This window comes from Nodosilinea sp. FACHB-141 (genome assembly GCF_014696135.1).
Classification (GTDB): Bacteria; Cyanobacteriota; Cyanobacteriia; order Phormidesmidales; family Phormidesmidaceae; genus Nodosilinea.
Genome location: NZ_JACJPP010000007.1, coordinates 444,510 through 468,727, shown reverse-complemented (window position 1 = coordinate 468,727; position 24,218 = coordinate 444,510). Strand labels below are relative to the sequence as shown.

At 52.2% G+C, this 24,218-nt stretch carries 25 protein-coding genes; 20 read left to right on the top strand and 5 right to left on the bottom strand.

Annotated elements, in window-relative coordinates; all coding sequences use genetic code 11:
- Nucleotides 1-154 precede the first annotated feature (154 nt).
- The 7 genes from H6F59_RS05560 (at nt 155) to H6F59_RS05530 (ending at nt 5,958) form a co-directional block, all read left to right on the top strand.
- Nucleotides 155-1,939, top strand: coding sequence for a hypothetical protein (locus tag H6F59_RS05560; protein WP_190696202.1), 1,785 nt, complete (start codon nt 155-157; stop codon nt 1,937-1,939).
- A gap of 391 nt (nt 1,940-2,330) precedes the next feature.
- Nucleotides 2,331-3,575 (top strand): SpoIID/LytB domain-containing protein, encoded by a 1,245-nt coding sequence (locus tag H6F59_RS05555; RefSeq protein ID WP_242021277.1) that lies wholly within the window; start codon nt 2,331-2,333, stop codon nt 3,573-3,575.
- 139 nt (nt 3,576-3,714) lie between these two features.
- A complete protein-coding gene (locus H6F59_RS05550; protein WP_190696201.1) occupies nt 3,715-3,870 on the top strand; it encodes a hypothetical protein in 156 nt (51 codons plus the stop codon).
- A 136-nt stretch (nt 3,871-4,006) separates the two neighbouring features.
- On the top strand, nt 4,007-4,231 hold the full coding sequence (locus H6F59_RS05545) for an NfeD family protein (RefSeq protein ID WP_190696199.1): 225 nt from the start codon (nt 4,007-4,009) through the stop codon (nt 4,229-4,231).
- A 137-nt stretch (nt 4,232-4,368) separates the two neighbouring features.
- Nucleotides 4,369-4,674, top strand: coding sequence for a hypothetical protein (locus tag H6F59_RS05540; protein WP_190696197.1), 306 nt, complete (start codon nt 4,369-4,371; stop codon nt 4,672-4,674).
- Nucleotides 4,671-5,315 (top strand): sigma-70 family RNA polymerase sigma factor, encoded by a 645-nt coding sequence (locus tag H6F59_RS05535; protein ID WP_190696195.1) that lies wholly within the window; start codon nt 4,671-4,673, stop codon nt 5,313-5,315. The genes H6F59_RS05540 and H6F59_RS05535 overlap by 4 nt, the downstream gene beginning before the upstream one ends.
- Before the next feature lie 166 nt (nt 5,316-5,481).
- Nucleotides 5,482-5,958: a hypothetical protein gene (locus H6F59_RS05530; protein ID WP_190696194.1), complete on the top strand. Its 477-nt coding sequence runs from the start codon at nt 5,482-5,484 to the stop codon at nt 5,956-5,958.
- A gap of 79 nt (nt 5,959-6,037) precedes the next feature.
- Here the strand turns inward: H6F59_RS05530 and H6F59_RS05525 are convergent, their stop codons facing one another.
- The 3 genes from H6F59_RS05525 to H6F59_RS05515 all read right to left on the bottom strand — a co-directional run bounded on the left by H6F59_RS05525 (nt 6,038) and on the right by H6F59_RS05515 (nt 8,975).
- On the bottom strand, nt 6,038-6,751 hold the full coding sequence (locus tag H6F59_RS05525) for a cyanoexosortase B system-associated protein (protein WP_190696191.1): 714 nt from the start codon (nt 6,749-6,751) through the stop codon (nt 6,038-6,040).
- 30 nt (nt 6,752-6,781) lie between these two features.
- Nucleotides 6,782-7,666: a cyanoexosortase B gene (gene crtB, locus H6F59_RS05520; protein ID WP_190696190.1), complete on the bottom strand. Its 885-nt coding sequence runs from the start codon at nt 7,664-7,666 to the stop codon at nt 6,782-6,784.
- 112 nt (nt 7,667-7,778) lie between these two features.
- On the bottom strand, nt 7,779-8,975 hold the full coding sequence (locus H6F59_RS05515) for a DegT/DnrJ/EryC1/StrS aminotransferase family protein (protein ID WP_190696188.1): 1,197 nt from the start codon (nt 8,973-8,975) through the stop codon (nt 7,779-7,781).
- A 210-nt stretch (nt 8,976-9,185) separates the two neighbouring features.
- On the opposite strand from H6F59_RS05515, the gene H6F59_RS05510 reads away from it, so the two are divergent.
- The 6 genes from H6F59_RS05510 to H6F59_RS05485 all read left to right on the top strand — a co-directional run bounded on the left by H6F59_RS05510 (nt 9,186) and on the right by H6F59_RS05485 (nt 15,743).
- Nucleotides 9,186-9,530 carry a Dethiobiotin synthetase gene (locus tag H6F59_RS05510; protein ID WP_190629410.1) on the top strand — a complete coding sequence of 115 codons (345 nt, stop codon included), beginning with the start codon at nt 9,186-9,188 and terminating at the stop codon, nt 9,528-9,530.
- A 293-nt stretch (nt 9,531-9,823) separates the two neighbouring features.
- On the top strand, nt 9,824-10,135 hold the full coding sequence (gene groES, locus H6F59_RS05505; RefSeq protein WP_073609036.1) for a co-chaperone GroES: 312 nt from the start codon (nt 9,824-9,826) through the stop codon (nt 10,133-10,135).
- Nucleotides 10,136-10,393: 258 nt separating this feature from the next.
- Nucleotides 10,394-12,028 (top strand): chaperonin GroEL, encoded by a 1,635-nt coding sequence (gene groL / locus H6F59_RS05500; RefSeq protein WP_190696186.1) that lies wholly within the window; start codon nt 10,394-10,396, stop codon nt 12,026-12,028.
- Nucleotides 12,029-12,578: 550 nt separating this feature from the next.
- Nucleotides 12,579-13,709, top strand: coding sequence for a ParM/StbA family protein (locus tag H6F59_RS05495; RefSeq protein ID WP_190696184.1), 1,131 nt, complete (start codon nt 12,579-12,581; stop codon nt 13,707-13,709).
- 109 nt (nt 13,710-13,818) lie between these two features.
- On the top strand, nt 13,819-14,310 hold the full coding sequence (locus tag H6F59_RS05490) for a plasmid segregation centromere-binding protein ParR (RefSeq protein WP_190696182.1): 492 nt from the start codon (nt 13,819-13,821) through the stop codon (nt 14,308-14,310).
- Between the two features lie 200 nt (nt 14,311-14,510).
- Nucleotides 14,511-15,743, top strand: coding sequence for a proprotein convertase P-domain-containing protein (locus tag H6F59_RS05485; protein ID WP_190696179.1), 1,233 nt, complete (start codon nt 14,511-14,513; stop codon nt 15,741-15,743).
- A gap of 156 nt (nt 15,744-15,899) precedes the next feature.
- Here the strand turns inward: H6F59_RS05485 and H6F59_RS05480 are convergent, their stop codons facing one another.
- Nucleotides 15,900-16,262 (bottom strand): hypothetical protein, encoded by a 363-nt coding sequence (locus H6F59_RS05480; protein ID WP_190518874.1) that lies wholly within the window; start codon nt 16,260-16,262, stop codon nt 15,900-15,902.
- 523 nt (nt 16,263-16,785) lie between these two features.
- Nucleotides 16,786-17,079 carry a hypothetical protein gene (locus tag H6F59_RS05475; RefSeq protein WP_190696177.1) on the bottom strand — a complete coding sequence of 98 codons (294 nt, stop codon included), beginning with the start codon at nt 17,077-17,079 and terminating at the stop codon, nt 16,786-16,788.
- 708 nt (nt 17,080-17,787) lie between these two features.
- Here H6F59_RS05475 and H6F59_RS05470 point away from each other — a divergent pair.
- The 7 genes from H6F59_RS05470 (at nt 17,788) to H6F59_RS05440 (ending at nt 24,194) form a co-directional block, all read left to right on the top strand.
- Nucleotides 17,788-18,390 (top strand): DUF7019 family protein, encoded by a 603-nt coding sequence (locus H6F59_RS05470; RefSeq protein WP_190696174.1) that lies wholly within the window; start codon nt 17,788-17,790, stop codon nt 18,388-18,390.
- 184 nt (nt 18,391-18,574) lie between these two features.
- Nucleotides 18,575-19,237 carry a HEPN domain-containing protein gene (locus H6F59_RS05465; protein ID WP_190696171.1) on the top strand — a complete coding sequence of 221 codons (663 nt, stop codon included), beginning with the start codon at nt 18,575-18,577 and terminating at the stop codon, nt 19,235-19,237.
- A gap of 33 nt (nt 19,238-19,270) precedes the next feature.
- Nucleotides 19,271-19,825 (top strand): hypothetical protein, encoded by a 555-nt coding sequence (locus tag H6F59_RS05460; RefSeq protein WP_190696169.1) that lies wholly within the window; start codon nt 19,271-19,273, stop codon nt 19,823-19,825.
- A 271-nt stretch (nt 19,826-20,096) separates the two neighbouring features.
- Nucleotides 20,097-20,771, top strand: a complete 675-nt coding sequence (locus H6F59_RS05455; RefSeq protein WP_190696166.1) for a Coq4 family protein — start codon at nt 20,097-20,099, stop codon at nt 20,769-20,771.
- A gap of 193 nt (nt 20,772-20,964) precedes the next feature.
- Nucleotides 20,965-21,390, top strand: a complete 426-nt coding sequence (locus H6F59_RS05450; protein ID WP_190696163.1) for a GFA family protein — start codon at nt 20,965-20,967, stop codon at nt 21,388-21,390.
- 338 nt (nt 21,391-21,728) lie between these two features.
- On the top strand, nt 21,729-22,868 hold the full coding sequence (locus H6F59_RS05445) for a potassium channel family protein (RefSeq protein WP_190696160.1): 1,140 nt from the start codon (nt 21,729-21,731) through the stop codon (nt 22,866-22,868).
- A gap of 558 nt (nt 22,869-23,426) precedes the next feature.
- Nucleotides 23,427-24,194, top strand: coding sequence for an MOSC domain-containing protein (locus tag H6F59_RS05440; protein ID WP_190696157.1), 768 nt, complete (start codon nt 23,427-23,429; stop codon nt 24,192-24,194).
- The last annotated feature ends 24 nt before the right edge of the window (nt 24,195-24,218 follow it).

The window sequence follows — 24,218 nt, the reverse complement described above, 5'->3', positions numbered from 1 at the left end:
GCATTTTTAGGGCTTCAGCCAAGGCTGGGGCCCTATTTTTTTGTAGCTCTCTAGCTTCTTCAAGAGGCGCGATCGCCAGGGCGTGTCCCAGGCAAACTGCCCTAGAGCAGCGGCTGGGGAGTATCATCAGCTCTGAGACTTTTTGGGCGGTGTTATGCGGTTATTCAAAACATGGCAGCTGCCACCCGCAGCCGGTTGGATGCTGCTGTGGTTTGGCCTAGCCCTGGCCCTGCGCCTCTCATTTTTGGTGAGCAAGCCCCTCTGGATGGACGAGGCAGCCACGGTGATCTTCACCCTGGGTAACAGCAGCTATTCGGCCCCCCTCGATCAGGTCGTTTCCCTAGACCAGCTGCTGACGCCCCTTCAGCCTCGGCCCGAGGCGACCGTGGGCTCAACCATTCACTACCTCATGCAGGAGGATAACCATCCCCCGGCCTACTTTGCGATTGCCCACCTGTGGATGAATTTGTTTCCCACCGCACAGGGGGTAGCCTTACCCTGGGCCACGCGCGCCCTGCCTGCCCTGTTTGGGGCCTTAGCCGCTCCAGCGGTGTATCTGGCCGGGTGGTTAGGGTTTCGCTCCGTACTGGCGGGGCAAATTGGGGCTGCCTTTATGGTCGTGTCGCCCTTTGGGGTGGCCTTATCTCAAGAGGCTCGGCACTACAGCATGGCTACTCTCATGGTGGCGCTGGGGCTAGCCTGCTTTGCTGTGGCTGGCTGGAGTCTGCGCCGCCCCCGCCCTGGAGAAGCCACGCCCCAACCAATTTCTCTCCCTTTAGCGCTGCTGTGGGTAGGGATCAATGCCCTGGCGTTTGCTACCCACTACTTTACGGTGCTGGCGCTGCTGGCCCAGGCTCTGGTATTGGTAACCCTAGCTATTTATCAAGGGCGAACCCAGCCCCAGGTCCTCTGGCAGCGCTCCTGGCGACGGCTCTACGGAGTCATGCTGGGAACACTAGCGGCCTGCCTAGTGTGGCTGCCGGTACTGCTCAATTTCTACGGCAGCAGCCAGTCCTCCAATTTGGCCATTGACCTCAGCCAGCCCAGGGTGTGGCTCGACCCGATCGCCCAGACCCTCGTCGGGCTGATCTTCATGGTGATCACGCCTATCACCAATGCCCAAGGCGTTGTGGGCATTGCCGCTGTAGTGCTGTCGGTGCTGGTGCTGCTGCCCGTGCTGCTGTGGATGGTGGCACAGCTGGTGAGGGCTAGGCACCTGGTGAGCCAATCCGACAACGGCCGGTTTGGCCTATTTTTGATGGGTGGGTTTGTGCTGGCGGCGATCGCCCTCTTTTTTGCGATCACCTATAGCTTAGGAATGGATATCACCCGAGGGCATCGGTACAACTTTGTTTTCCATCCCGGTGTGATGGTGCTGGTGGGGGGGCTATTGGCCGTCTACTGGCCAGAGACCACAGCCCAACCGCGATCGATCCAAATTCCCTTTACTCAACAAAAAATTTCCGGACGTCGCAGTGTTCAACTGTTCTGGATTGCCGGTTTGGCCAGTGCTCTCTTTGTCGTGAGCAATCTGGCCTTTGCCAAATATTTTGCGCCGGCCCAGCTGGTTCGCACTATTCAGGCAGAATCAACCTACCCGGTGCTCATAGGCTTTCCCGCCACCATTGAAGAAGGCAAGCCTACGGTGATTGGCCATGAAATGTTAAGCATCGGTTGGGAGATCCACCGCCATTTCAACCCCAATGACCCAGATAGCGGGTGGACTGTGCCGCCCCAATTCTTCCTTTGGACCCTGCCCAGCAACCCCACGGCTCCCCCCGAAGAAAAGCTGGCCGAAATTCTCTCAACCATGCCTCGCCCCTTCGACCTCTGGTTTGTCCATATTGGCTCAGATTTGAGCGCCAACGGATGCCAGCAGCTGAGCCAAACGGGCAGCGGTGGACATCCCTACAGCCACTACGAATGCACACCTCTCTAGGCAAATTTAGGCGACAGCAACCTACTTTTTCACAACCTTGGGAACTTGAGGGGATCAAAAACCGTCTCCTTTAGACGGTCTAGCTGTGGCCCTTAAACGGTCGGGATTTATGGGAAGGTGGTATGCAAACTCCTATACCGCGCTCGCTAATGCTCGGGTCAGGAACTTTTGAGCATAATGTTTAAGGCTGATAAAGTCCTGGAGGATCTTCTGCAAGAATTTACAAGCCGTTCTATAAGCTATAAACATCTAAATCTCATAAATCTATGTCTTTAGACATATGTTACGAATATGTCTGAGCTGACGCATTTTTTAACGTTTATCCTTGAGTGTGAAAATGCTTCTGGCTATGGTCCTATTACATAACATGTGGGTATTGGGCTAAACCACCATGAGAGATCTCTGGAAAGCTCAGCTGCCAAAGCTGAGACCGGTGCGACTCAAATCTGCTCGGCTCAAACCGCTGCATGCCAAGCCGTTGCCATCATCTTTGGCAATGGGTAACAAGAGCCGTCGAATCAAGATTTTCGGTGGGTTAGTTTTTGCTGGCCTACTGCTGGTGCAGGTATCGGCGGCTCCCTTTGGGGGGCGAGATACCAAAGCCGGCAACCTCAGCCCGGTCCTGTGGGAGACCACGGGCATGGTGCGTCAGTCCATTGTCGATCTCTATCGGGCGCGGCGATTGCTGGTGCAGGCCACGCTTCCTGCCAGCGACACGGCAGCTAGTACCGCAGCCAAGGCTCCTGCCCCGGCCGCTAAGGCTCCTGCAGCCCCCGCTAGCCCAGCCGCCAAGGCTCCAGTTCCAGCCGCCAATCCGACGGCTAACTCTGGCCCAACGCGATCGCTGCCCCAACCATCGGCACCACCAGCCCCTAGCAACGCTGGTGCCGCTTTTGACCCCGGCAAAACCATTGACACCAACCTAGAAATGCGGGTGGCAGTCGCCAAAAACGCCTCCAGCCTAGAGGTGGCTACCTCTGTAGACGGCTACCTGATGGATATCAATGGCCAAAACCACTGCAACCTGCCGGCCCAGAGTAGCTTAGTGCTCAAACCCCAGGGGTCTGGCATGGCTGTTGGCGACTGCACCCTCGGCAACACCGCCTGGCTAGAGCCCGGCGAAGGCGGCTATGTCTTTGTAGGCGACAGCTGGTATAAGGGCCGCGTGCTGATGATCACCGACGGCTCGGGTCTGATGGCCGTCAACTTTGTGCTGATGCACGACTACCTCAGCAGCGTTGTCGGCAGCGAAATGTACGTGGGCTGGCCAGCCGAAGCGCTCAAGGCCCAGGCAGTAGCCGCTCGCTCCTACGCGCTGGTGCACCACGTGCGCCACGCCCAGCGTGCCTACGACCTCGACAATACCCAGCGCTACCAAGCCTACAAGGGTATTGCTAAAGAGACCAACACGACCCAGGCGGCGGTGGCTGACACTACGGGTGAGTTCATTAGCTATAACGGCGGCATTGTCGAATCGCTCTATGCGGCATCGGATGCGATCGTGCAAGCCGCTCACGGCGGTAACGGCATGAGCCAAACCGGCGCTATGGAGTTGGCCTCTAAGGGCTATAACTACACTCAAATTTTGGGCAACTACTACCCCGGCACCAGCCTCTCCCGCTTAGTAGTCGAGTAAGGGAAAATAGCGGCACACCGGACAGCTGGTGGACCTGCAAAAAACCTTTGCTCCAACAAAACCCTAGGAAGTAGGGGCACCGCCGTCACACCCATTCTCCCAGCGCTACTAAAAGGGGTAAGCGTTGGGAGCGAACCCTATGAGCTACGTATCTGCCTTTGCGTTCTACATGCGCGCCATTGCCCTGGGTATCCTAATCGCGCTAAGCGCTTGGACTAGCCTTCACCTCGACAATATCGACTACCGGCCGAAGTGGCAGTTGATTAGACTTTGCCCCTCGCCGATCGCGATCTAGCGCCAAAATCTATGCTGATATCTCAAAAGCTCGCCCTGTTAGGGTGAGCTTTTTTATTGCTGCAGCGTACTACATATGTCACACGTTGGCCTCTGTCCCCACTTACTAGCAAGGGAAGAAAGGAGGCCTATCTGCCATGTCTATTTTGAATACACCAGTAAAAGCCGTGCTTGACGACAAATTTTACCCTGGCGTTGGAGTGATTCACTCTGTGGTGCAGCCAGATTCGAAGTGGGTCGTGCGCGTCAACGGCGTGTATTGGACGGCTCGTGCTGCCTTGTCAGGCTACAGCTTTCAGGCTGGCGATGCAATTCGCCCGATCGATCGCCAGGGCAACACCCTGCTGATTGAGCCCGTTTAAGAACGAGTGGCGCAGGTTGCGGCGATCGCCAAACCTGTGCCAAAAACTTCCCGCTGAACCGGTCACACTTTGCTGCTGCAACCCACTACCTCACAGATAGTTCAATTCGTTGCACCGTTCGTTGAGGACATAGATCGATGGTTCGCCATTTCGCTGTTACCGACTCAGATGCTGCCGATATACCCAATCGGTTGCGATTTAAGGGCTGGATTGCTAGCGCCGTGCGATTTACGCGGCGGGTGCTAGACAACCTCAAAACGCTTTTTCAAACAAAGCTACAGCCCCACGTCGATCGCCCAAATGCTCAAACCGATCTGAGTGAACTGACCAAATGCCCCGATTTTCCTCTGGAGCGAACTACCGACTTAAAGCTGATCAACCCTGACTGGTATCTGTTTTTCTCCGTTAGCCCCCCGCTCACCCTACGAGGACTCTGGCAATGACCAACGCCACCAATACCCCCCCAAAGCAGCCCGCTAACCATGGGCCTAGCTATGACTTGGTGCAGGAGTTTGTTACGGCCGTGAGCTATTTGCTCATGCCCGACGAGTTTAAGGGCACCGCACTGTACAAATTTCTAATTCGCTTTGCCCGACAGTGGCACATTGCCAACATTGATCTAGACGATGTGGTGATTGAGGGAATTAAACGGGGAGTTGAGTATATTCTCAAGCATGACCAACCGATAAAAAAGCCAGAGGTTTGGCTGCGTCAGGTCTGCCTAAATATTCTCAGGGGCAAGGTCGACACCACAATTAAGGATGAACGCAAAGTTGCCATGGCAACGCAGCTAGCGCAGCATCCTAAAAACCCGCTGATGGAGTCTGAGCTGATTGAGCAGCTGGAGTATTTAGAAGTTGCCCTAAACCGACTTTCTAAAGACGATCAGGAACTCATTCGCATGAAGTTTCTTTACCGTAAAACCTACGAGCAAATCCGCCAGCATTACAAATACATGGCAGCGTCTGAGGATGTCGTTGTGCCCTCCGCTCAAGCGCTGAGAAAACGTGAATCGCGTGCTCTAGAACGACTGCGCAAAGTATTTCTCGAGTTGTATGAAGGAGGCGCCAGCAAATTTTATTAGATACTGCTGCTTTAAAGAGGCTAGACCACTTTAATTGGTTTAATTCACCTGATATTCACCATCAAGGGGTTGTTTCCTTACTTAATGAACAGTAGCGTTAAGTGGTCTGGTGCCTCGATTGTGTCAAGCAACATCATAAAGAACGTGGAGCGTTCAATCAAACACCATGAAAACTCCCACTCTAGATCAACAATTTCTTTCTAATCTGAGCCCAGACCAAAAAGCTCAGGTGTGGAACTATTATCTGTTGATCACAAACTCTGATATGGACTCTGATCAGCAGGTGGCACAAATTTGCAAGATTTGGAGCCGTGCTGAAGAGGATGACCAGCTGATTGAATGGCTAGAGTTTATCGACTACTTTTATACCGATGTAGAAGAAAACGATTTACCTACAGCTGCCCAACGCACTTACTTAAGCGAGTATCTCACCGAAAAGATCAGCTTATTTCCTGAAGACAACAGCTCCTATAGCCCGGTCTTTCTCAAGTGCCCTCACGGCAAAGGCTACACAGCCGTTTCTCAAGATAGTCGAGAGCGCTATGGCTCTGCCAGCTTCAACCAGCAGCGATGCAACACCTGTGGTCACCCGTATGCTCAACATACTCCTGTTAATCCGCAAGCATCGTTGCCCGAAGTCTAGGGTGCCAAGCTATCTGGGTCGCTCAAGCCCAATCTACTCACTATGGTTGCCTGCCCTGGTACTCGGGGCAGGCATTTTTTCATTTAAAGGTCGCAGCGGTGATCTGTTGCTGAATGAGTCCAGTTAAGGTTTCAGCCAGGGGTTGATAGGCATCTATCGTGCCTAGAGGCTCCATGGGCAGCAGCAAACTCACCGCCACCCAGGGAGTGAGTCGGTGTTGGGTGAGCTGGGACCATTGGTTTGCCCAAAACCAGTGGCTGGGCGACGGATGGCCACCGCTGGGCAGGGCATACCACTGCACGATCGCAAAGCTCTGGCGATCGCCCCAGGCCCGAAAAAACCTGGCCTCCACCGGCCCAGTCTGAGGAGAGGTAACCTTGAGCCTGCGCCGCGACTCAATGCGCCATTTTTGCGCCCCGGCCAGATCGATCCACTCCAGCTGAGGCTGGTTGCTGTGCCAGGGCTGGGGGTACAGCAACACCGCAAACTGCTGCACCGGAGCTGACTGGGCCTCAGGGGAATCTGCCCGATACTCTACCAGGGTCCAGGTTTGGCGGTTGATGGGGACGGGCTCGACGGTGGTTTGCTGCCAGCCGGGCAAGGTCAGGCCTTCTTTTTGCAAGGCGCGCAGCTGATCGATTTGGGCGACTTGGGGGCTGTTGGCCCAGGGCCACTGCCCGCTCAGGTAGGCAGGCACAATCGCCATCCCCGCCAGAGCGGTAAGCACAACCACCAAAACTAAGTTGACCCAGCGGCTGGGGAGCAGGCTAGCAGACGAAGGCTGAGGGGTCATAGGAGCGATCGCATTTTACAAACAACAGACCTACACCGACGATGACGGCGACTGCACCGCCAAATTGAGGCGATCGGGCACCCGCTCCTGAATAAGTCGCAGCAACAGGATGATGGTGAGTAGCATCAGAGCCGAGTAGAGGTCGCCGCCCCAACTCTCGTGCAGCCAATCAAAAGCGCCATCGCGCCCCGTACCGTGGAAGTAGCTCAAAAACGCATTGCGGAGAATGTTGCCCACCACGCTGATGGCTACTGTGCCGCTAAAGAAAAGAGCTGTTCTCAGCCGCGACGTATAGGCCCCAGTCCAATAGGCCAGCATCAGAGCGACGTAGAGGCCGGTAAACAGCATTTTGAGCCCGGCGCAATGGGGAGCAACCTCCACGGTTTGGCCGTTCACGAACAGATAAATATTCTCGACCGTCACCGGAATGCCAAGCTGCACCAGCAAGAACCCCGCCACCAACGCAATCAAACGCTGCAAGGGCAAAACGTAGGGCTCAATCAAGTAAGGCAGCTGGTTGGGCGTTGCTAGCGCTACCAAGATGAGAGAAATCGCCTGCAGCCGCAGCCCCTCGACGGCTTTTAGACTCAGGCACAGCCCCACCAGCATGATCGGCAGCGATAGATTCATCCAGTCAGGCAGGCGGGTGAGATACATCAGACCCGCTAACCCCACCAAACTCAGACCCAGGGGATGGCAGCGATTTGGCAATTCGCCCCAGGCCTGGCGCTTTCCCCAAGCGATGTAGGCAGCAAAGGGCAGCCCCAACAGCCCGTGGCTAAAGTACTCGTGCTGAATGCTGATGGACTTGTTCAGCCAGCCATCGACCCAGTGCAGCAGCAGCGGCCCGTAGAGGATTGCTAGGAGCGCGGCGATCGCCCAAGGGGGGGTGAGGTAGCGGCGGAGGGAGGGCATGGGGAGTGGGGGAGTTAGGGGGTGGGCGGGCGAGGGGCGGGCGGATGAGGGGTGAGGGGTAGGGCTAATCTGTGTGCTGCTAAAACTTGCTTAACCCCTACCCACTTACTCCCTACCCACTCACGGCTTGCAAAACACCGACAGACTTAGCGGCGGTTACTGCTTCAACCATAGCGTCTACGACGTAATCGACCTGTTCGAAAGTCATGCCGGGATACATGGGTAAGGAGAGAATCTCTTGGCTGAGGGCTTCGGCCTGGGGAAAGCTGCCGGGACCGTAGCCGAGGGCGCTAAAGGCGGGTTGCAGGTGGCAGGGGATGGGGTAGTGGATGCCGGTTTGAATGCCAGCATTGGCGAGTTGGGCTTGAAGATGGGCGCGATCGCTGGGGCAGGTGTCGGTGATGCGCACCACGTAGAGGTGGTAGATATGGCCGGGGCCAGCATCGTTGTGCATGGGGAGGATGCCGTGCTCAACCAGGGGGGCAAGGCGGCGATCGTAGTGCTGGGCGATCGCATAGCGAGCCTGATTCCACCCCGGTAAATAGGGGAGTTTAACGTTGAGCACAGCGGCTTGCATGGTATCGAGGCGGCTGTTGGTACCCTGGGGTTCGGTGTGGTAGTACTTGCTGGTGGCGCCATAGTTGCGCAGCGATCGCGCCGTCCCGGCAACCAGCCCGTCGCCTGTGACAAACATGCCCCCGTCACCCAACGCGCCAAGGTTCTTGCTGGGATAAAAGCTAAAGGCAGCCCCCAGGCCGATGGAACCGGCGGTGTAGCCCTCGCGTTGGGCTAGGTGAGCTTGGGCCGCATCTTCAAAGATAATCAGCTGGTGACGGTGGGCCAGATCCAGAAGTCCCTGCGGCGAAACCATTTGGCCATAGAGGTGTACGGGCAAAATGGCGCGAGTGCGGGGGGTGATGGCCCGCTCAGCAGCATCGAGATCCATTAAGGCAGTGGTGCGATCGCAGTCCACAAAGACGGGCGTCGCCCCTGACCGCAGCACCCCCATCAGCGTCGCCACAAAGGTATTAGCGGGCAAGATCACCTCGTCGCCGGAGGCAACACCACAGGCGATCAGACCGAGGGCGATCGCATCGGTGCCGCAGCCGACCCCTACCCCAAACTGCGTGCCGCAGGCCAAGGCAAAGTTCGCCTCAAAGTCAGCTAATGCCTGGCCCAGCACAAAGTCTCCCTGGGTGATAACGGCGTTAATTACCCCCTGAATGGTCTCCTGCAACGGCCCATGCTGCCAGGTCAAATCGACAAAAGGAACCGCTAAAGGAGCTGCCAGTGGAGAAGGGATGGTCATACTCACCTGCATAGGTTTGGGTTAACGACGGACGACGCCAGTTATGCTCAGCTTGCCCGCATACTGTGACGCCTTATCAATTGAAGAAGAGGCACCGTTCTACAGTTCCATGCTGCTGAAATCCGACCAGGCGGTAAACTTAGCCTTGATTCAAGCGCAACCATCAGCACACGCGGGGCTCAATCACCCTAATTCAGCTACCGTTACCCTATGGATTTTGAAACCTCTCGCGAATTTGTCGTCCGCCAAACCCTTGGCACCCGCGAAGACCTGCCCGATACCTTTATCGCTTGCCTGCGCCAGGGCAAACCGCCCGTGCCTGGGCAGGTCACCTCTCTGCTGCTCGCCCTCAAGGCGCTGTTTGAAGGCCTAAAGAACGAACCCACCCTCGATCGCACCCTCACCCAGGCCCTTTTCATCCTCTCCTACGAAAGCCGCCAGCTCTACGCCCAGGGGCAAAAGGCTGGCGTTGTGTGGCCACCGCTGCTCGACGAAGACCTAGGGCGAATTGGGAAAGCAGCGCAGTCGATTGTGTTTGGGGAGTGGCAGGGGTGAGTGGGGAGTGGGGAAGTGGGAGAGTAGGCGGGTGGATGGGTGGATGGGTGGATGAGTAAGCAAGAAGTTAAGCCTCGTAGTCTCTGAACCTGCACTGCATTTCCATGCACCCCCTACTCATCCACCCGCCTACCCACCTACCCATCCACCCTCCCACCCAAGTACGGCAAACCACACCTCCCAGAGAATTGCCGAGATAACTTTCTGGCGGCTAAATTAGCACTCAGGATGCGAGAGTGCTAACGCGTCCTGTCCGATTCAACATTCATTAAGCAAACCTTTGGAGGTACGTTATGGCCGCAGTCACCCTGAGTGTGTCTACTGTGAAGCCTCTGGGCGATCGCATTTTGGTCAAGGTCAGCGAAGCTGAAGAAAAAACTGCTGGCGGCATTTTGCTGCCCGACACCGCTAAAGAAAAGCCCCAGGTGGGTGAAGTGGTGCAGGTCGGCCCCGGCAAGCGCGATGACAATGGCTCGTTCCAGCCTGTGGAAGTCAAAGTCGGCGACAAGGTGCTCTACTCCAAGTACGCCGGCACTGACATCAAGCTCGGCACCGATGACTACGTGCTGCTGCGCGAGTCTGATATTCTAGCTGCCCTTGGCTAGGCCTATTTTTGATTGGCGATTTTGGCCAGGTAGGGTGGGCACCGCCCGCCGTTAACCGATGCGATCGCCGCCCAACCGTAGGGTGCATTCGCGAAGCAATGCACCACTCAGAGAGCGCTTAAGGAGATGTCTCATCCACTCGAAACAGCCCTTCAAAGCGAGCCCGGTGCGTTAGGCAAAGCCGTAACACACCCTACAAACGTCAACTAAACGCAGTTAGTTCAACAATTCACCTTTTGTTGAGAGGATTATTTACCGATGGCTAAAACGATCACCTACAACGAAGATGCCCGTCGCGCTCTAGAGCGTGGCTTCGACATTTTGGCTGAAGCCGTGGCCGTTACCCTCGGCCCCAAAGGCCGCAACGTGGTGCTAGAGAAAAAGTACGGCGCACCTCAAATCATCAACGACGGCATCACCATTGCTAAAGAAATTGAGCTAGACGACCATATTGAAAATACCGCCGTCTCTCTGCTGCGCCAGGCTGCAAGCAAGACCAATGACGCTGCTGGCGACGGCACCACCACCGCTACGGTGCTGGGTCATGCGATCGTTAAAGAAGGCCTGCGCAACGTCGCCGCTGGAGCCAACGCGATCTCGCTGAAGCGCGGCATCGACAAAGCCACCGCCTTCCTGGTTGAGAAAATTGCTGAGCACGCCCGTCCCGTTGGCGACTCCAAGTCGATCGCCCAGGTCGGTGCCATCTCCGCCGGCAATGACGACGAAGTTGGCCAAATGATTGCCAACGCCATGGATAAAGTCGGTCGCGAAGGCGTCATCTCCCTCGAAGAAGGCAAGTCGATGACTACCGAACTGGAGGTCACCGAGGGTATGCGCTTCGACAAGGGTTACCTGTCACCCTACTTCGTCACCGACACCGAGCGCATGGAAGCGGTGCTGGATGAGCCCTACATCTTGATCACCGACAAGAAAATTGCCCTGGTACAGGATCTGGTGCCCGTGCTGGAGCAAGTCGCTCGCTCCGGCAAGCCCCTGATGATCATCGCCGAAGATATTGAGAAAGAGGCACTGGCTACTCTGGTGGTGAACCGCATGCGCGGTGTGCTGAACGTGGCCGCTGTGAAAGCGCCTGGGTTCGGCGATCGCCGTAAGGCCATGCTCGAAGATATCGCCGTGCTCACTGGCGGTCAGGTGATCTCTGAGGACACTGGCCTCAAGCTCGACAACGTGAAAGTGGATATGCTGGGCAGCGCCCGTCGCATCACCATCACCAAAGACACCACCACCGTTGTGGCTGAAGGCAATGAGCAGCAGGTCAAAGCTCGCTGCGAGCAGATCCGTCGTCAGATTGACGAGACCGAGTCGACCTACGACAAAGAGAAGCTGCAAGAGCGCCTGGCTAAGCTCTCTGGCGGTGTGGCCGTAATCAAGGTCGGTGCTGCCACCGAAACCGAGATGAAGGACCGCAAGCTGCGCCTCGAAGACGCCATCAACGCCACCAAGGCAGCGGTGGAAGAGGGCATCGTCCCTGGCGGCGGTACCACCCTGGCTCACCTGGCACCCCAGCTCGAAGCCTGGGCCAGCGACAACCTCAGCGGCGAAGAGCTGCTGGGTGCCCAAATCGTCACTCGCGCCCTCACCGCCCCCCTTAGCCGCATCGCTGAGAACGCGGGCTTCAACGGTGCCGTCATCGTTGAGCAGGTGAAGGAGAAAGACTTCAACATCGGCTATGACGCGGCCAACAACCAGTTTGTCGATATGTTCGAGGCTGGCATTGTGGACCCCGCCAAGGTGACTCGCTCTGGCCTGCAGAACGCGGCCTCCATCGCCTCGATGGTGCTAACCACCGAGTGCATTGTGGTCGACAAGCCTGAGCCTAAGGCTCCTGCCGCTGGCGCTGGCGCTGGCATGGGCGGCGACTTCGACTACTAATCCGCTAAAGCAGACCCAACACGGGTTGCTTTGAGGTAAACAAAAAGAGTCCCGGCTAATGCAATTAACCGGGACTCTTTTTGATCGGGAGAAAATACCTGGCCCAAGCCCATTCAAACCTAAAATAAATTGAGGTTTATTGATACCATGAACTGATTAATGCATATAAGGTATGGGCTGGAATCATCAGCTTTGCTTATTCTGCCATCAGATAGATGTTTGCAAAGACGGAGCAAATAGGCATAGAACGTAAGAGTTATAGGCTTTGATGAAGAATCTCTGTGATCTTTTTGACCTGTCGAGGACAGAGATTACTGACAGGTAGGTTATCTACAAAGCTATTTAAATGCTCGGCATTGTAATACTAAAGTGCAGCTTTTAAAAGAAAAACTTTTTCTGGAACACTTCTTCGATTTAGGAGTCTTGGACAGTTAGCCATCAAGTCTAAAACCCGATCCCCGTCAAAGCCCCTAGAGGTCTTTGACTTAGCTTTGCTGCGGGGGTATGAGGTTGGTGGTTTTTGTGATGCTCGATAAAGGGTTCAGAATCAATGACCATGTCACAAGCTGCTTCTATACCGATGAACCAGACTTCGCCAGTGAGAACTACAGGCGATGCCGCAGCACCTAAGGAAAACATTGTGTCGTCCAAATCTATTCTCAGTGTCGATTTGGGGCGAACTTCTACAAAAACTTCTATCAGCCGCGATCCTAGTGGTGTTGTCTTCATTCCGGCGAATGTCAAACATCTGTCGATAGAACAAGTGCAGGGAGGCGCATTCGAGGCCCGTGCAACGGATCCTCTATCTGACATTTGGATGGTTTACCAGGGTAGCGGCTATGCCATGGGACAGCTGGCAGAAGATTTTGGCGCTAATTTAGGGGTAGGCCAATCTAAAGTCAACGATGCTTTGGTCAAGGTTTTGGCCTGTGTCGGTTACTTTCAGATGCGAGATGAAACTTCGGTAGTTCTGGGGCTGCCTTATCATTCCCAAGATCAGTTTGAGCGCGAGAAAGAGCAGCTGATGAGCTTGCTGCTGGGGCCGCATGTGATGAGCTATCGGGGTGAACCGATTACTATTAACATCAACAAGGTTTGGGTCATGCCCGAGGGGTATGGCAGCATTCTGTGGAATGAGGTGCAAGAGAAGAAAGACATTAACGTTGACTTTACTAAGCTGCCGGTCGCGATCGTAGATATTGGGCACCAAACCACCGACTGCATCATGGTCGATAACTTTAGGTTTGCTCGTGGCGTTTCGAGAAGTGAAGCGTTTGCCATGAGCCAGTTTTATGAGCAGGTGGCAGCCCAAATTGAGGGAGCTGATAGTCAGTCTTTAGCGTTAATCGCGGCTGTAAATCAGCCTCAAGGGCAACGATTTTACCGCCCGCGGGGAGCTAATCGGCCCACTAACTTAGATGATATTTTGCCCAACCTCAAAGAGAATTTCTCGCGAGAGATGTGCAACCGATTGTTGGCCTGGTTGCCAGAGCGAGTTACAGATGTCATTCTCACCGGTGGTGGTGGCGAATTCTTTTGGGAAGATATTCAGCGCTTGCTGAGAGAGGCCAAGATCAATGCTCACCTCGCTACGCCGAGCCGACAAGCTAACGCCCTAGGGCAGTATATTTATGGGGAAGCCCAAATGGCGTCGGCCCGTGCGGCCCGTACGGCAGCTTAGGTCTCTTGATTTGGCGTTAGCCATGCCTAGTCTCTTCCCAATTGAAGGTTGATTCTGCTTGCTTGAATAGTTTAGGAAAGCGAATTCTGCGGTCGATTGGGAAGAGGTTTTGACCAGTGGGTGGCACTATGGTTTCAGGATAAGAGTAATGGTATTGAAGTGGTTACGCCAGACAAAAAAGTTGGTTCTTTTTCGCCAAAGTGAGCTTGATCAATATCTATTAGCGGCTGTGAAAGCTGAGCTAGATAGACAACCGGGCTTGAGTTTTAGCGGCCTTTGTAAAGAAGCTCTCCACCAGCTTTTGCTGAGTAATCACTCTTACCCTAGTCAAACATCAGCGGACAAACGAATTGAGAGCCTTGAGGTCCAGCTGCTCAGCGTAGAGCAGCGTTTTTTTGCCCAAGAGAAAAACCGGTTAGAGCGATTAGAGGCTCAGATACAGCAGTTGGCTCTCCAGATGACTCAACTGGGGGGCACTGTTTCTCCTGTCCCAGTTTCTCCCCAGCCAGTCTCAGACGATGTGCACTATGCAGAAGAGGTCGAAGAGGTGCCTGAAGACCCTGTGCTGGCTCGCCTGAGCGGCTTGATTGATGATTTTTAGCGATCGCCCGTCCACACGCAGATAAAGGCAAAATTGCAGTGTGGCAAAGCGCATTGCTGCCCTAGTTGATCTACCTTTTGGCTAATTATTTTGGTGGCTAGGTGTCTTACCCTAGGGTCGGACGTCTTTGAGTAAGAGAAGTCCCTCGATCGCGCGATCGCGCCCTTGGTCTGAAGTTTTCGAGTGCATCTAGCCTCCTTATGAAGCAAGTATTCTCTAACGAGACGGCGGTAGAAATTTCGCGATTTGCGCCTACCGCCGTCACATCCTCGATTGACGTAGCCAACATTCCAGGTTCGCTTCAACGTATCAGTGTCACTCTCGATCTAGTACATACCTATACCAGCGATCTGAGAATTTCTCTCAGTGCCCCCAGCGGAGCATCGGTGCTGCTAGTCGGCAATGCTGGCGGCAACGGCGACAACTTTTTTGATACTACCTTTGACGATGGGGCGGGAATTGTGATCAGCGAGGGCATAGCGCCTTTTCAAGGAACATTTCGGCCCCAGCAGCCTCTAGCCCCGCTGCTTGATAGCAATCCTAACGGCACCTGGACGCTGCAAATTCAAGACGAAGCCTTTATGGACGGGGGAGTTCTCAACCGTTGGTCGCTCGATTTGGTGGTTGAACCCGATCAGCCAGATGCGCTGCCCGCCTCTCAGTTTTCCATTCAACTGCGTTTCTTGGGGGGGCTGACCGCTACTCAGCGAGCCGTCTTTGAAGTCGCGGCAGCCCGTTGGTCAGAGATTATCATTGGCGATTTGCCCAGTGCCGTGGTCAATGGCGAAACCATCGACGATATCTTGATTGAAGCACGGGGTCTGTCGATCGATGGCCCCAACGGAGTGCTAGGGCAGGCAGGCCCGACTCGCTTGCGCAGCGGCTCGATGCTGCCCATCACCGGAGTCATGGAGTTTGACATGGGCGATTTGGCCCGCCTGGAAATGGAAGGCGGCCTGCTGGATGTGATTATTCACGAGATGGGCCATGTGTTTGGGATTGGCACCATTTGGCAAATTAAGAACCTGCTGGTGGGGGCGGGGTCGGCCAACCCGACCTACGTGGGCCAAAATGGAATGCGGGAATTTGCGGCGCTGGTTGGAGCCCAGGGTATGACGCCAGTGCCAGTGGCTAATACGGGGGGGCAAGGCACCCGAGATGGCCACTGGCGAGAAGCTGTATTTGGCAATGAGCTAATGACGGGCTTCTTAAATCTGGGGCAAAATCCTTTGAGCCGTTTGACGGTAGGTTGTCTAGAAGATTTGGGCTACGCGGTGAATTACACGGCCGCAGACCCCTACGAGCTGCCGTCGGCCCTGGCCCTGGCGGTGATGGGGGTGAATACAGTGGGTAACTACGGTCGTCGGCAGTGCCGCATGTGCGATGCCGGCATTTTGGGCACTCACATGCTGTCGCAGGTAGACGCTCACTGATGGGCGGTCAAAAAAGAAGTTGTAGGAGCGCCTGGCTAAACTCTCTAGCAGTAAAGTTGGGACTACTACCGAAACCAAGATGAGCTCAAAGCACCCCGACTTCATCAAGAGGCCGGGGTGCTTTGGGTTGTAGATCTAAAATGTGAGTACCTGTTGCTAAGCCACCGCGCGGCGACGGGGGCGCTTGCGCTCAGACTTTTTCTTGTAGCCGACGGCTTGGGCTTCGTGGCTATCGGGGCCAAATGTACCTCGTACGTTTTCTTTCATGGCAATCACGCCTTTGTGGAATTCCCACTCGGCTTGGCGGGCTTCGTCGGCAGCGGCTTTGGCTAGAGCTGCTAGTTCGGTTTCTTTTTGCTGCTTGGCCTGCATGGCAGCCAGGTTGGCTTGCAGCGCTTCGGCGGAAGCTTCTGGGCGACGGGTGGTGTAGTCTTTGACGGCGGCAAGCCCTTCGTAGGCCTGGATATCTTGCAGCATGGAGCGGGTTGGTAGCCGGCGGCTGGTGTCAACAATAGCCATAAGAGTTACCTCATTACATTTAGGAGTTTGGTTTTTTTAAGGGAATTTTTTGGCCCTAAGGCCCGATTTTCAGGAACTCTGCAACACAGAACAATAAAGCGGCTTTTTGATTGGTTCTGCGTAGTCTTATGAGGTAATGCTGCCCCTGGGAGTTTGCGATCGCACCAGAAACAGGAGGTTTTAGCCAAACCTCGGTCAAATGGCGGAGCGAAACTAGCAAACGCAGGGCAAAGGAATTGCTGTAGCTGGCGCAGAGCTAAACTGCGGGGTGAAATTGCCAAACAGCTGTGCCAGTTTGACGATCACAGGGTTGCAATTGACGATCACAGGGTGCAGATCGTTAAACAGCTGTGCCAGTTTGCCAAACAGCTATGCCAGTTTAGCGATCGCAGGGCTGCAATTAACGATCAGCGGGCGCAGATCGCTAAACAGCTGTGCCAGTTTGCGTTTAGAGACCGGGTGTTTGTTGTTTTGACTCAAGATGTTGCTAGTAGCAGCAGGCACCCGGTCTCTTTGGGGACCGCTACTTAATGAGCAAGGTCTTGGTCATGATCACCATCCATTGGTTGGGGTGGTCGGTGGCGGCGGCACTGCTCGGCGGCACGGGGATGGGGTCGCTCCAGTCGTTGGGGTCGGCGTAGCCGAAGGAATGGAGAATTTTGATGGTGCGATCGATGGCGGCCAGGCTGCCGTAGAGCAGGTGGCGCACTTTCTCGGGGTTTAGAGGCCGGGTGCCTTTGTTAGTGCCTCCGGGCGGCAGCGGTAGGGAGCCGGTTTCTTGGTTATTGCTGGCGTCTGGTTCGAGATATTCAAACATCGGTTCTGTTTCCTTTTTTGGTTGCAGTGAGCAAGCCCTGCCCCCGCAAGGGGTGGAAGGGTGAGGAAAACAGAACGCGAAAACCCTAGCCACCCGCAGTTGAAGTGCAAACTGGAGTGACTAGGGTACGATCTCCCTAGCCTCGCAATCTGCCCGTTAGATTTGCGGGGTTAGCTGTCGGTCGGTGTTAGCCGCACCTTCCGGCAGCGCCAAAGTTTTCGAGTTCTGTGTAGCAACCGCTCTGGTCGAACGGCTTAGTGGATGAGTGTACTAGCGCAAAAGCAACTCGTCAACCGTAGTAAAATGCTTGAGGCGATTTGCTTCCTTCGCTTGGTCGAGTGGAAGTGCTGAGATGATGGCCTTAGTAGACAATGAATAACCCCTGGTAGTGGGGTATTATCCAGCACTTCTGATAGATAACATCCTCACTCCCCATGCTTGACTTTCAAACTTGCTGGATGGCACCCTGAGGTGCAGGGCTCATTGACAGGTTTGATGTTTAATTCCTTAAGAAGCAAGTATTATTCAAAAAATCCAATGGATAATGCCGAGCATGAGGAATCTCATCCAGCGGCTCTGACACTTAATATATAGTTAGGCGGCTTCATCTTCTAGCTAAGGCAGTACAGCAAGGTTGTTTTTAGGGCGCTTCTTTTACTACAGTATTAGACTGAGAAATCGAATATTTTTATTGAATAGGAATTGCTTGTGAAATATTACATTTACATTTCTCGCGCAAAAGTTGACATGCTTTACACTCAGCTTCCGCCTGAATTTCTAAAAGGTATATCTGCGGAAGTTACAGTTAATGTTGGTGTTCTGTCAGGAACCTTTAAAGGAAATCCAACTGGGAATGATGTTAGTTTACCCCAGCGACTTCATGCAGTGAGCCAATACATAAACAAGCATGAGGATACTGGTACAGTTACTTCACCAGGTAAATACATTTCTGGTACGACCTTCTTTAAATATGGAATTGTATCTGAGTATGCCGCTGATATTGTTTTTTTTGGCGGCATTGTTAATGGAAAGACAATTGCGTTGATTGGATCAAGCACAAGTGTTATTGGTGCAGCCGAACGTGCTGATGCCAATCATTCTCTTAATTACTACATATTAGAGTTCTTAAAAAGTGCAATTGAGACTGAAGAAGACAAAAGTGAGCAATCCGATGTTTTCTCGAGGGCTGTGTGGGCTGGGTTAAAAGCACTTCCGCCGATAACGCATAACCTGGAATTCGTGGCAAAGGTGTTATATAAGGAAAAGGATTTAATAGTTGGTACTCCGATTTATGTGGCTATGTTGGATTGAATTAAACTTGCTGCCTAACAACGCCGATGTACACCGACCGCCAAGAGTTATCAGTTAGGCTCCAAGGTTGTGTGACGGGCAACATTAGGTATGCCTGAAACATGCCGCATTGACTCAATTATCCATAGGAGTTAGGAGTATAGACACTTTATCAAGCACAAGTGCTATTTGTAGTATTAGTTCTATGTCTTCACGGTCTAGCATAAATTTCCATGACAATAAAAAAGATATTGAATTGTTATGGCATATTCACGCTGAGTTGCCAGGCACGGGAAAGAAACGCAGACACAAAGCCGATGTTCTTAACCGATCAGCTATTATCTTGATTTCAGCATGTTGGGAGGCTTATATTGAAGATGTATCTGTGGAGAGTTTCGATTTCCTACTTAGTCAATCTGACGATCCCAGTTTTATTCCTTCCAAAGTTAAAGCTCTTGTGTCTCGGGAGTTAATGAGCCAAAAGGATGAAAGAAAAATTTGGGAACTAGCTGGTTCAGGGTGGAAGAGTGTATTGAGAAACCACAAAGATGTTGCACAAGACAAATGGATCACAAGCTTTAATACACCCAAGTCGAAACAAGTTCGTGCACTTTTCTCAGATTTGCTAGGAATATCTGATATTACTTCTAATTGGACATGGAATGATACAACTGTAGAAACTGTATGTGCGGAGTTAGATCACTACATTAGCGTCAGAGGCGACATTGCGCATCGAGTTAGACATGAGGAAACAGTTCATAAAACTTGGGGTAAAAGCTTTTTAGCCCACGTGACAAAACTTGTTGATCGAATAGATGAGGCTCTCTATGAACATTTGCTCTCTCTGGGCAAGAATGAACCCTGGTGATCTAGTCAATCTACTAATTAACTCAACTGAAGATTGAGTGCAATTAATCGAGCAGCAGACTTTAATTTTTGTGGGATTTTGATTAACGTGAGAACTATTTTATTTATCTTTAGAATTGGCTTTTCTGTTAGCTTGGTTATGTCACTTGCGAGTTGCAAGGGAGAACAAGCTATTGATCCTCCTACGAATATAAACTCAACCCAATCTTCTGATGCAAATCCTCAGGCAAGTAATGAAGAATCGGCTATCTCTACAGGCATGAAAGTACAGGACTTATCCGATGGAGATTATTTTTTCAGTACAGAACAACCACCGTTTGATGATTTCAGTAATCTTTTATTGTTACAAAAACAAGGTAACACCATAATCGGTTGGGCAAGTGAGGACGGTAGCGGAAACTGCTTTAAGCAAGTTGTCAGATCAAGTTTAGAGGTTGAGACAACTCTTGACGACCCGATGGAGGGTACACAAAGCACCACAGTTGAAGACGGTAGCATTAGTAGTTCAAAGCTTTTTCAATTTGATACGAGTCAATACTCTGGCTTTGATCGTGTATTACAGCCTTGTATGGAAGTGTTTGCCAATTGATATTTAAGGGAGATTGCAGATCTCTTTTAGGTTGGGTTTACGAGGAAACCCAACACCTTCAAGGATAGATGTTGAGTTTTCTCGCGAGAGAGGTGATCAGCAAACGTGCTTTGGCATAACTTACTCACTCAAAAGTACTTAAAGCCGCTCGTCAAAACTTTAAGATTTGAAAGGGTTTACAGACGTTATTGTCGTGATGTATTAGAACTTAAGTAATCATCTCGACGGAAGCCTTGATAGGGTTGTAAAAACGTCGAGGTAAGGGGGTTCCATGAACGCCAAAGACTCGATTAGTCAGCACTCCCAATGGAAGACGCTGGCGTTTGAGCGCTTCATGCAAATAGTAAAGGCCCCTTACGGTGATTTTCAGGCCATCTGGAATCTAGCAAGTGCCTTGAATGATGAAGAGGGATTTAGACGAACAGTAGAATTTCTCTCCCTTCATCCTTTAGCAAGAGCGGCTATTCAAAACCGATTGCTTCTAGGTGCTATAGACCTGCAACAACTCCATTCTCTGCCCTCAGAAACTCTAGGCCATGCCTACTCAGATCATTTGCTTCGTAACAGCTTAAATCCAATTCAAAGCCAGACAGTTGAGAATGACTACGACTACCTAATAGCCCATCTCGCCGAAGTTCATGATATTTGGCACGTTGTCATTAATGCTGATACTAGTATGGCAGGTGAAACCAAGTTGCAAGCATTTGTGGCAGCACAATTGAGGGCCTCACGATTCTCATTTGCGATGCTGGCTAAAAACTTGCTAAAAGCAGCAGTCGAGGATTTAGATTTAGCAGAACAGCTAATGGATGCCTTAGCTGAGGGGTGGCGTATGGGCAAACAAGCCTATCCCCTATTCGGTATGCAATGGAATACCCTTTGGGACATTCCGTTGATAAAGTTGCAAGCAAAGTGGAACCTCTTGCCTGATACTATTGCAGGGTAATTGTTTAACGAGTGCGATCGCAGATCTCTTGTAAGTTGGCTTAACCAAGGAAACCCAACAATCTCAGCGGCAGGTGTTGGGCTTTCTCCTAAAGGAGACGCTGAGTGCAAAGCACACGCTATGCGATCGCGATCGCTAGCTCAACTCAACCTACTAACTAAATTCCACGAAGAGCCAAGCAAAGAGGTCTTTTATGAACGTTCCATTTTCAGGTGGCTGTGCTTGCGGTGCTGTGCGCTACGAGTGTCACAGTACGCCTCTGGCAATGCTGAATTGTCATTGCAGTGATTGCCAACTCTCCAGTGGCGCACCGTTCGCATCTGGCGTAGTCGTATTAACAAAGACCATCAAAGTCACCGGCTCACCCAAAGAATATTCTGTTCGCGCATCAAGTGGCTCTCAGACAACGCGAAGCTTCTGTTCAAACTGCGGTAGTCCCTTGTTCACTGCCGGCGAAGCGATGCCAGATTTCACATCCATACGCTTTACAACGTTTGACGATCAAAGCGGTTTTGCTCCCGCGCTGGATATTTGGACATCAAGCGCAGCCCCTTGGGTCTACCTGAATGATGAATTGCCACACTTTCCGCAATCCCCTTCACCGGGCGCACAAGCGTAACTATATACACTTGGTTCGTCCAACACTTCGTCATGTTCCTAAAGAGGTATCCCTTAAGAAACAAAGGGTTTACCTAGGTCAGAGCCAATCTTCCCAAAAATTTATTAGTCTTTTCTCTGGATGTTGAAAAGAAGCTCTAAGGGCAAAGAACTGAGAGTTCATTAATTGGGGAATATCTATATCTCTTCTAAGTACTTCTAAATTGTGTCAATTCGAAGATAGCGTTGCCTCTAAAATTAGGAGAATAAGCAGATTAGAGCGTCATTTCATGCCAGTTTAGCCATTGTTTCTTGCAGGGGTGCATACCTTCTCACGCTATTTATGTCACTCATGCAATCATGCAAATTATCCTCATAAGTCTTGGTACTGTTATTGTTCTACTGGCACTGGCAGATATTTTTCTAACCGTGTTGCATCCCCGGTCTGAAAGTAGTGTCTTGAGTATCCCAGTTGCGAGAGCGGTCTGGTGGCTATTTCTCCGCATTGCTCCGTTAAAGAAACGACGCGATCACTTCCTGTCCTACGGTGGTCCCGCTATCATCGTCACGATTGTTGGAGTGTGGGTGCTGCTGCTGCTGGTCGGGTTTGCTCTGATTGTTTGGCCTGCCCTCGGTACCACGATTCAAGTAAAAGAGGGAGAATCTCCAACAGACTTTTTCGCCGCTGTTTACTATGTAGGCTTTGCTCTAACAACCTTAGGGATAGGAGATTTTACTCCTCAAACGTCATTCCAGCGATTATTGATTGTCCTACAAGGCATATTGGGTTACTCAGTGCTGACTCTGACCCTTTCCTACGTCACAGCGATTTATAGCAATCTCACTAGACGCAAGTCATTTGCCCTCAGTTTGCATCATGGTACTGCCGATACTGCTGACTCCGCAGAACTTTTAGCTCGTTTAGCCGCAGACAACAATATCAATACTCTCAATCAGGATATTTCGGAAACTGCCCAAAATTTGATGGAGCTGCTGGAATCTAATAAATCCTATCCAGTTCTGCTCTACTTTCGCTATTCTCAAGACTACTATGCCCTGCCCCGCATCTTGTATCTCACAATGGATGTGGCCACCCTAGTCGGCAGTGCTTTGGATCAGAGAAAGTACCGCTCTATCATACGTTCAGCCGGTGCGGCAGAGCTTTGGTTTGGCAGCAAGCATTTACTAGAAGAAATCTGTCATACCCTCCTACCTCACATTCGAGTCCCATCCCAGGAGCTGCAAGAATCCCGATGGCGGGAGCATTACTACCAGGCATTAGAACGTTTGGAAATGGAAGGCATTTCAATCACTGCTAACCCAGAAGCAGGCGTTGAGTCCTATGTCTCTATGCGTCATCAGTGGGCAGAATCTTTAGCAAAATTGATAAAGTATATGGCCTATGAACCTGAGCAAATATTTCCTAATTTGTCGCGCACCGCGATGAATAGCAGTAGTTCTACACTCTTTGACCCAGGAGATTACCCCTTTAAATCCTGACAAAAGGGTAGTTTAATGCAACTTTCTTCTCTTAATCCTGACGCTCTCAAAAGCAGAGCCGAAAATTTTATTGAGCTGACAAAGAAAATGCAAACAGAGGGGCAACCATGAACTCAACTGCGTTGCCACAGCTAAAGCAACAAAACAACTGAGGCCCCTTACATAGAGCTACCACCCCAAAACTTTCTATCTTGAGGCTTATACACCTGCCTCTACCCTTTCATATAGTTATTGCATAACGGTTGTGGAGAGACCTTCAAAACGACCGATCGCCACATATCCGTCAAAACTCAGCTGTTGCTTGGGTTAAGCCTGCATAGGCTTTGCCAGCTCACAGAGTAATCCAACAAGCACTAAGATTTAACCTCCCACGCTAACCTTTCTTAACAAAAAAATCTCGCCTTTCATTCCTAGTTTTTAGAGATACGCTCCACACTCAACGTAGCGACAAAAGCTTCGATAATTGCTGGCTTTTGTAAATGACGATAGCAAAGAAATAGATGGTTCAAAAGTAGTAGCGCGGCAGCATTAAATCAGTAGTTAGATGGAGGAAGACACATGACCATCAAACCCGGACGTGTAGGCGAACTCGTGTGTTATCCAGTCAAGTCGATGGCAGGTACGTCGATGGAGTCGGCATTTCTAGACTGGCACGGATTACTCGGCGATCGCCGGTTTGCTTTCCGTCGCCTCAACACCAACAGTGGATCTCCATGGTTGACGGCAAGTCGATTACCGCAGTTAATTCTCTATCGGCCCTGCGGACTTAAGCAATCGTTTGATGAGCCCCAGCCAACTCACGTCCTGACACCATCCGGAGATTGTTTTGAACTGTTGAGCGAAGAACTGAACCGTGAGGTCAGCGATCGCTTTGGCAGGCGCGTCGAGATGATGCACCTGCGGAACGGCATCTTCGACGACTCAACCGTCTCTGTAATTAACTCGGCGACCGTCGCACACGTGTGTCGCGCAGGTGGAGTTGATATCGATAGGAGGCGCTTCAGAGCCAATATTGTGCTTGATGGTGGCGAAGGAGCTTTTGCCGAAGACAACTGGGTCGGGAGCACATTGGTGTTTGGCGAAGAAGAGTCCGGACCAGCCGTGTACGTCACAAAGCAAAACGGACGGTGCATAATCATCAACCTCGATCCAGAAACGGGAGAGCAAACGCCGCGTGTGATGAAGGCGGTTGCGCAGCTGAACGACAACAATGCCGGCGTCTACGGAACGGTCGTGAGAACCGGGCAAATTCAGATTCACGACCCGGTAACTCTGGTACAGAGTGCGCGGCTGCCCCAAACAGCTCACTCTCTACCTTTTGGCTGACCTTCTGGCATCCGGCACCCTCGC

Coding starts and splice junctions, on each gene's coding strand:
- H6F59_RS05560 (WP_190696202.1), top strand. CDS start 155: ATGCGGTTATTCAAAACATGGCAGCTGCCACCCGCAGCCGGTTGGATG.
- H6F59_RS05555 (WP_242021277.1), top strand. CDS start 2,331: ATGAGAGATCTCTGGAAAGCTCAGCTGCCAAAGCTGAGACCGGTGCGA.
- H6F59_RS05550 (WP_190696201.1), top strand. CDS start 3,715: ATGAGCTACGTATCTGCCTTTGCGTTCTACATGCGCGCCATTGCCCTG.
- H6F59_RS05545 (WP_190696199.1), top strand. CDS start 4,007: ATGTCTATTTTGAATACACCAGTAAAAGCCGTGCTTGACGACAAATTT.
- H6F59_RS05540 (WP_190696197.1), top strand. CDS start 4,369: ATGGTTCGCCATTTCGCTGTTACCGACTCAGATGCTGCCGATATACCC.
- H6F59_RS05535 (WP_190696195.1), top strand. CDS start 4,671: ATGACCAACGCCACCAATACCCCCCCAAAGCAGCCCGCTAACCATGGG.
- H6F59_RS05530 (WP_190696194.1), top strand. CDS start 5,482: ATGAAAACTCCCACTCTAGATCAACAATTTCTTTCTAATCTGAGCCCA.
- H6F59_RS05525 (WP_190696191.1), bottom strand. CDS start 6,751: ATGACCCCTCAGCCTTCGTCTGCTAGCCTGCTCCCCAGCCGCTGGGTC.
- crtB (WP_190696190.1), bottom strand. CDS start 7,666: ATGCCCTCCCTCCGCCGCTACCTCACCCCCCCTTGGGCGATCGCCGCG.
- H6F59_RS05515 (WP_190696188.1), bottom strand. CDS start 8,975: ATGACCATCCCTTCTCCACTGGCAGCTCCTTTAGCGGTTCCTTTTGTC.
- H6F59_RS05510 (WP_190629410.1), top strand. CDS start 9,186: ATGGATTTTGAAACCTCTCGCGAATTTGTCGTCCGCCAAACCCTTGGC.
- groES (WP_073609036.1), top strand. CDS start 9,824: ATGGCCGCAGTCACCCTGAGTGTGTCTACTGTGAAGCCTCTGGGCGAT.
- groL (WP_190696186.1), top strand. CDS start 10,394: ATGGCTAAAACGATCACCTACAACGAAGATGCCCGTCGCGCTCTAGAG.
- H6F59_RS05495 (WP_190696184.1), top strand. CDS start 12,579: ATGACCATGTCACAAGCTGCTTCTATACCGATGAACCAGACTTCGCCA.
- H6F59_RS05485 (WP_190696179.1), top strand. CDS start 14,511: ATGAAGCAAGTATTCTCTAACGAGACGGCGGTAGAAATTTCGCGATTT.
- H6F59_RS05480 (WP_190518874.1), bottom strand. CDS start 16,262: ATGGCTATTGTTGACACCAGCCGCCGGCTACCAACCCGCTCCATGCTG.
- H6F59_RS05475 (WP_190696177.1), bottom strand. CDS start 17,079: ATGTTTGAATATCTCGAACCAGACGCCAGCAATAACCAAGAAACCGGC.
- H6F59_RS05465 (WP_190696171.1), top strand. CDS start 18,575: ATGTCTTCACGGTCTAGCATAAATTTCCATGACAATAAAAAAGATATT.
- H6F59_RS05455 (WP_190696166.1), top strand. CDS start 20,097: ATGAACGCCAAAGACTCGATTAGTCAGCACTCCCAATGGAAGACGCTG.
- H6F59_RS05450 (WP_190696163.1), top strand. CDS start 20,965: ATGAACGTTCCATTTTCAGGTGGCTGTGCTTGCGGTGCTGTGCGCTAC.
- H6F59_RS05445 (WP_190696160.1), top strand. CDS start 21,729: ATGCAAATTATCCTCATAAGTCTTGGTACTGTTATTGTTCTACTGGCA.
- H6F59_RS05440 (WP_190696157.1), top strand. CDS start 23,427: ATGACCATCAAACCCGGACGTGTAGGCGAACTCGTGTGTTATCCAGTC.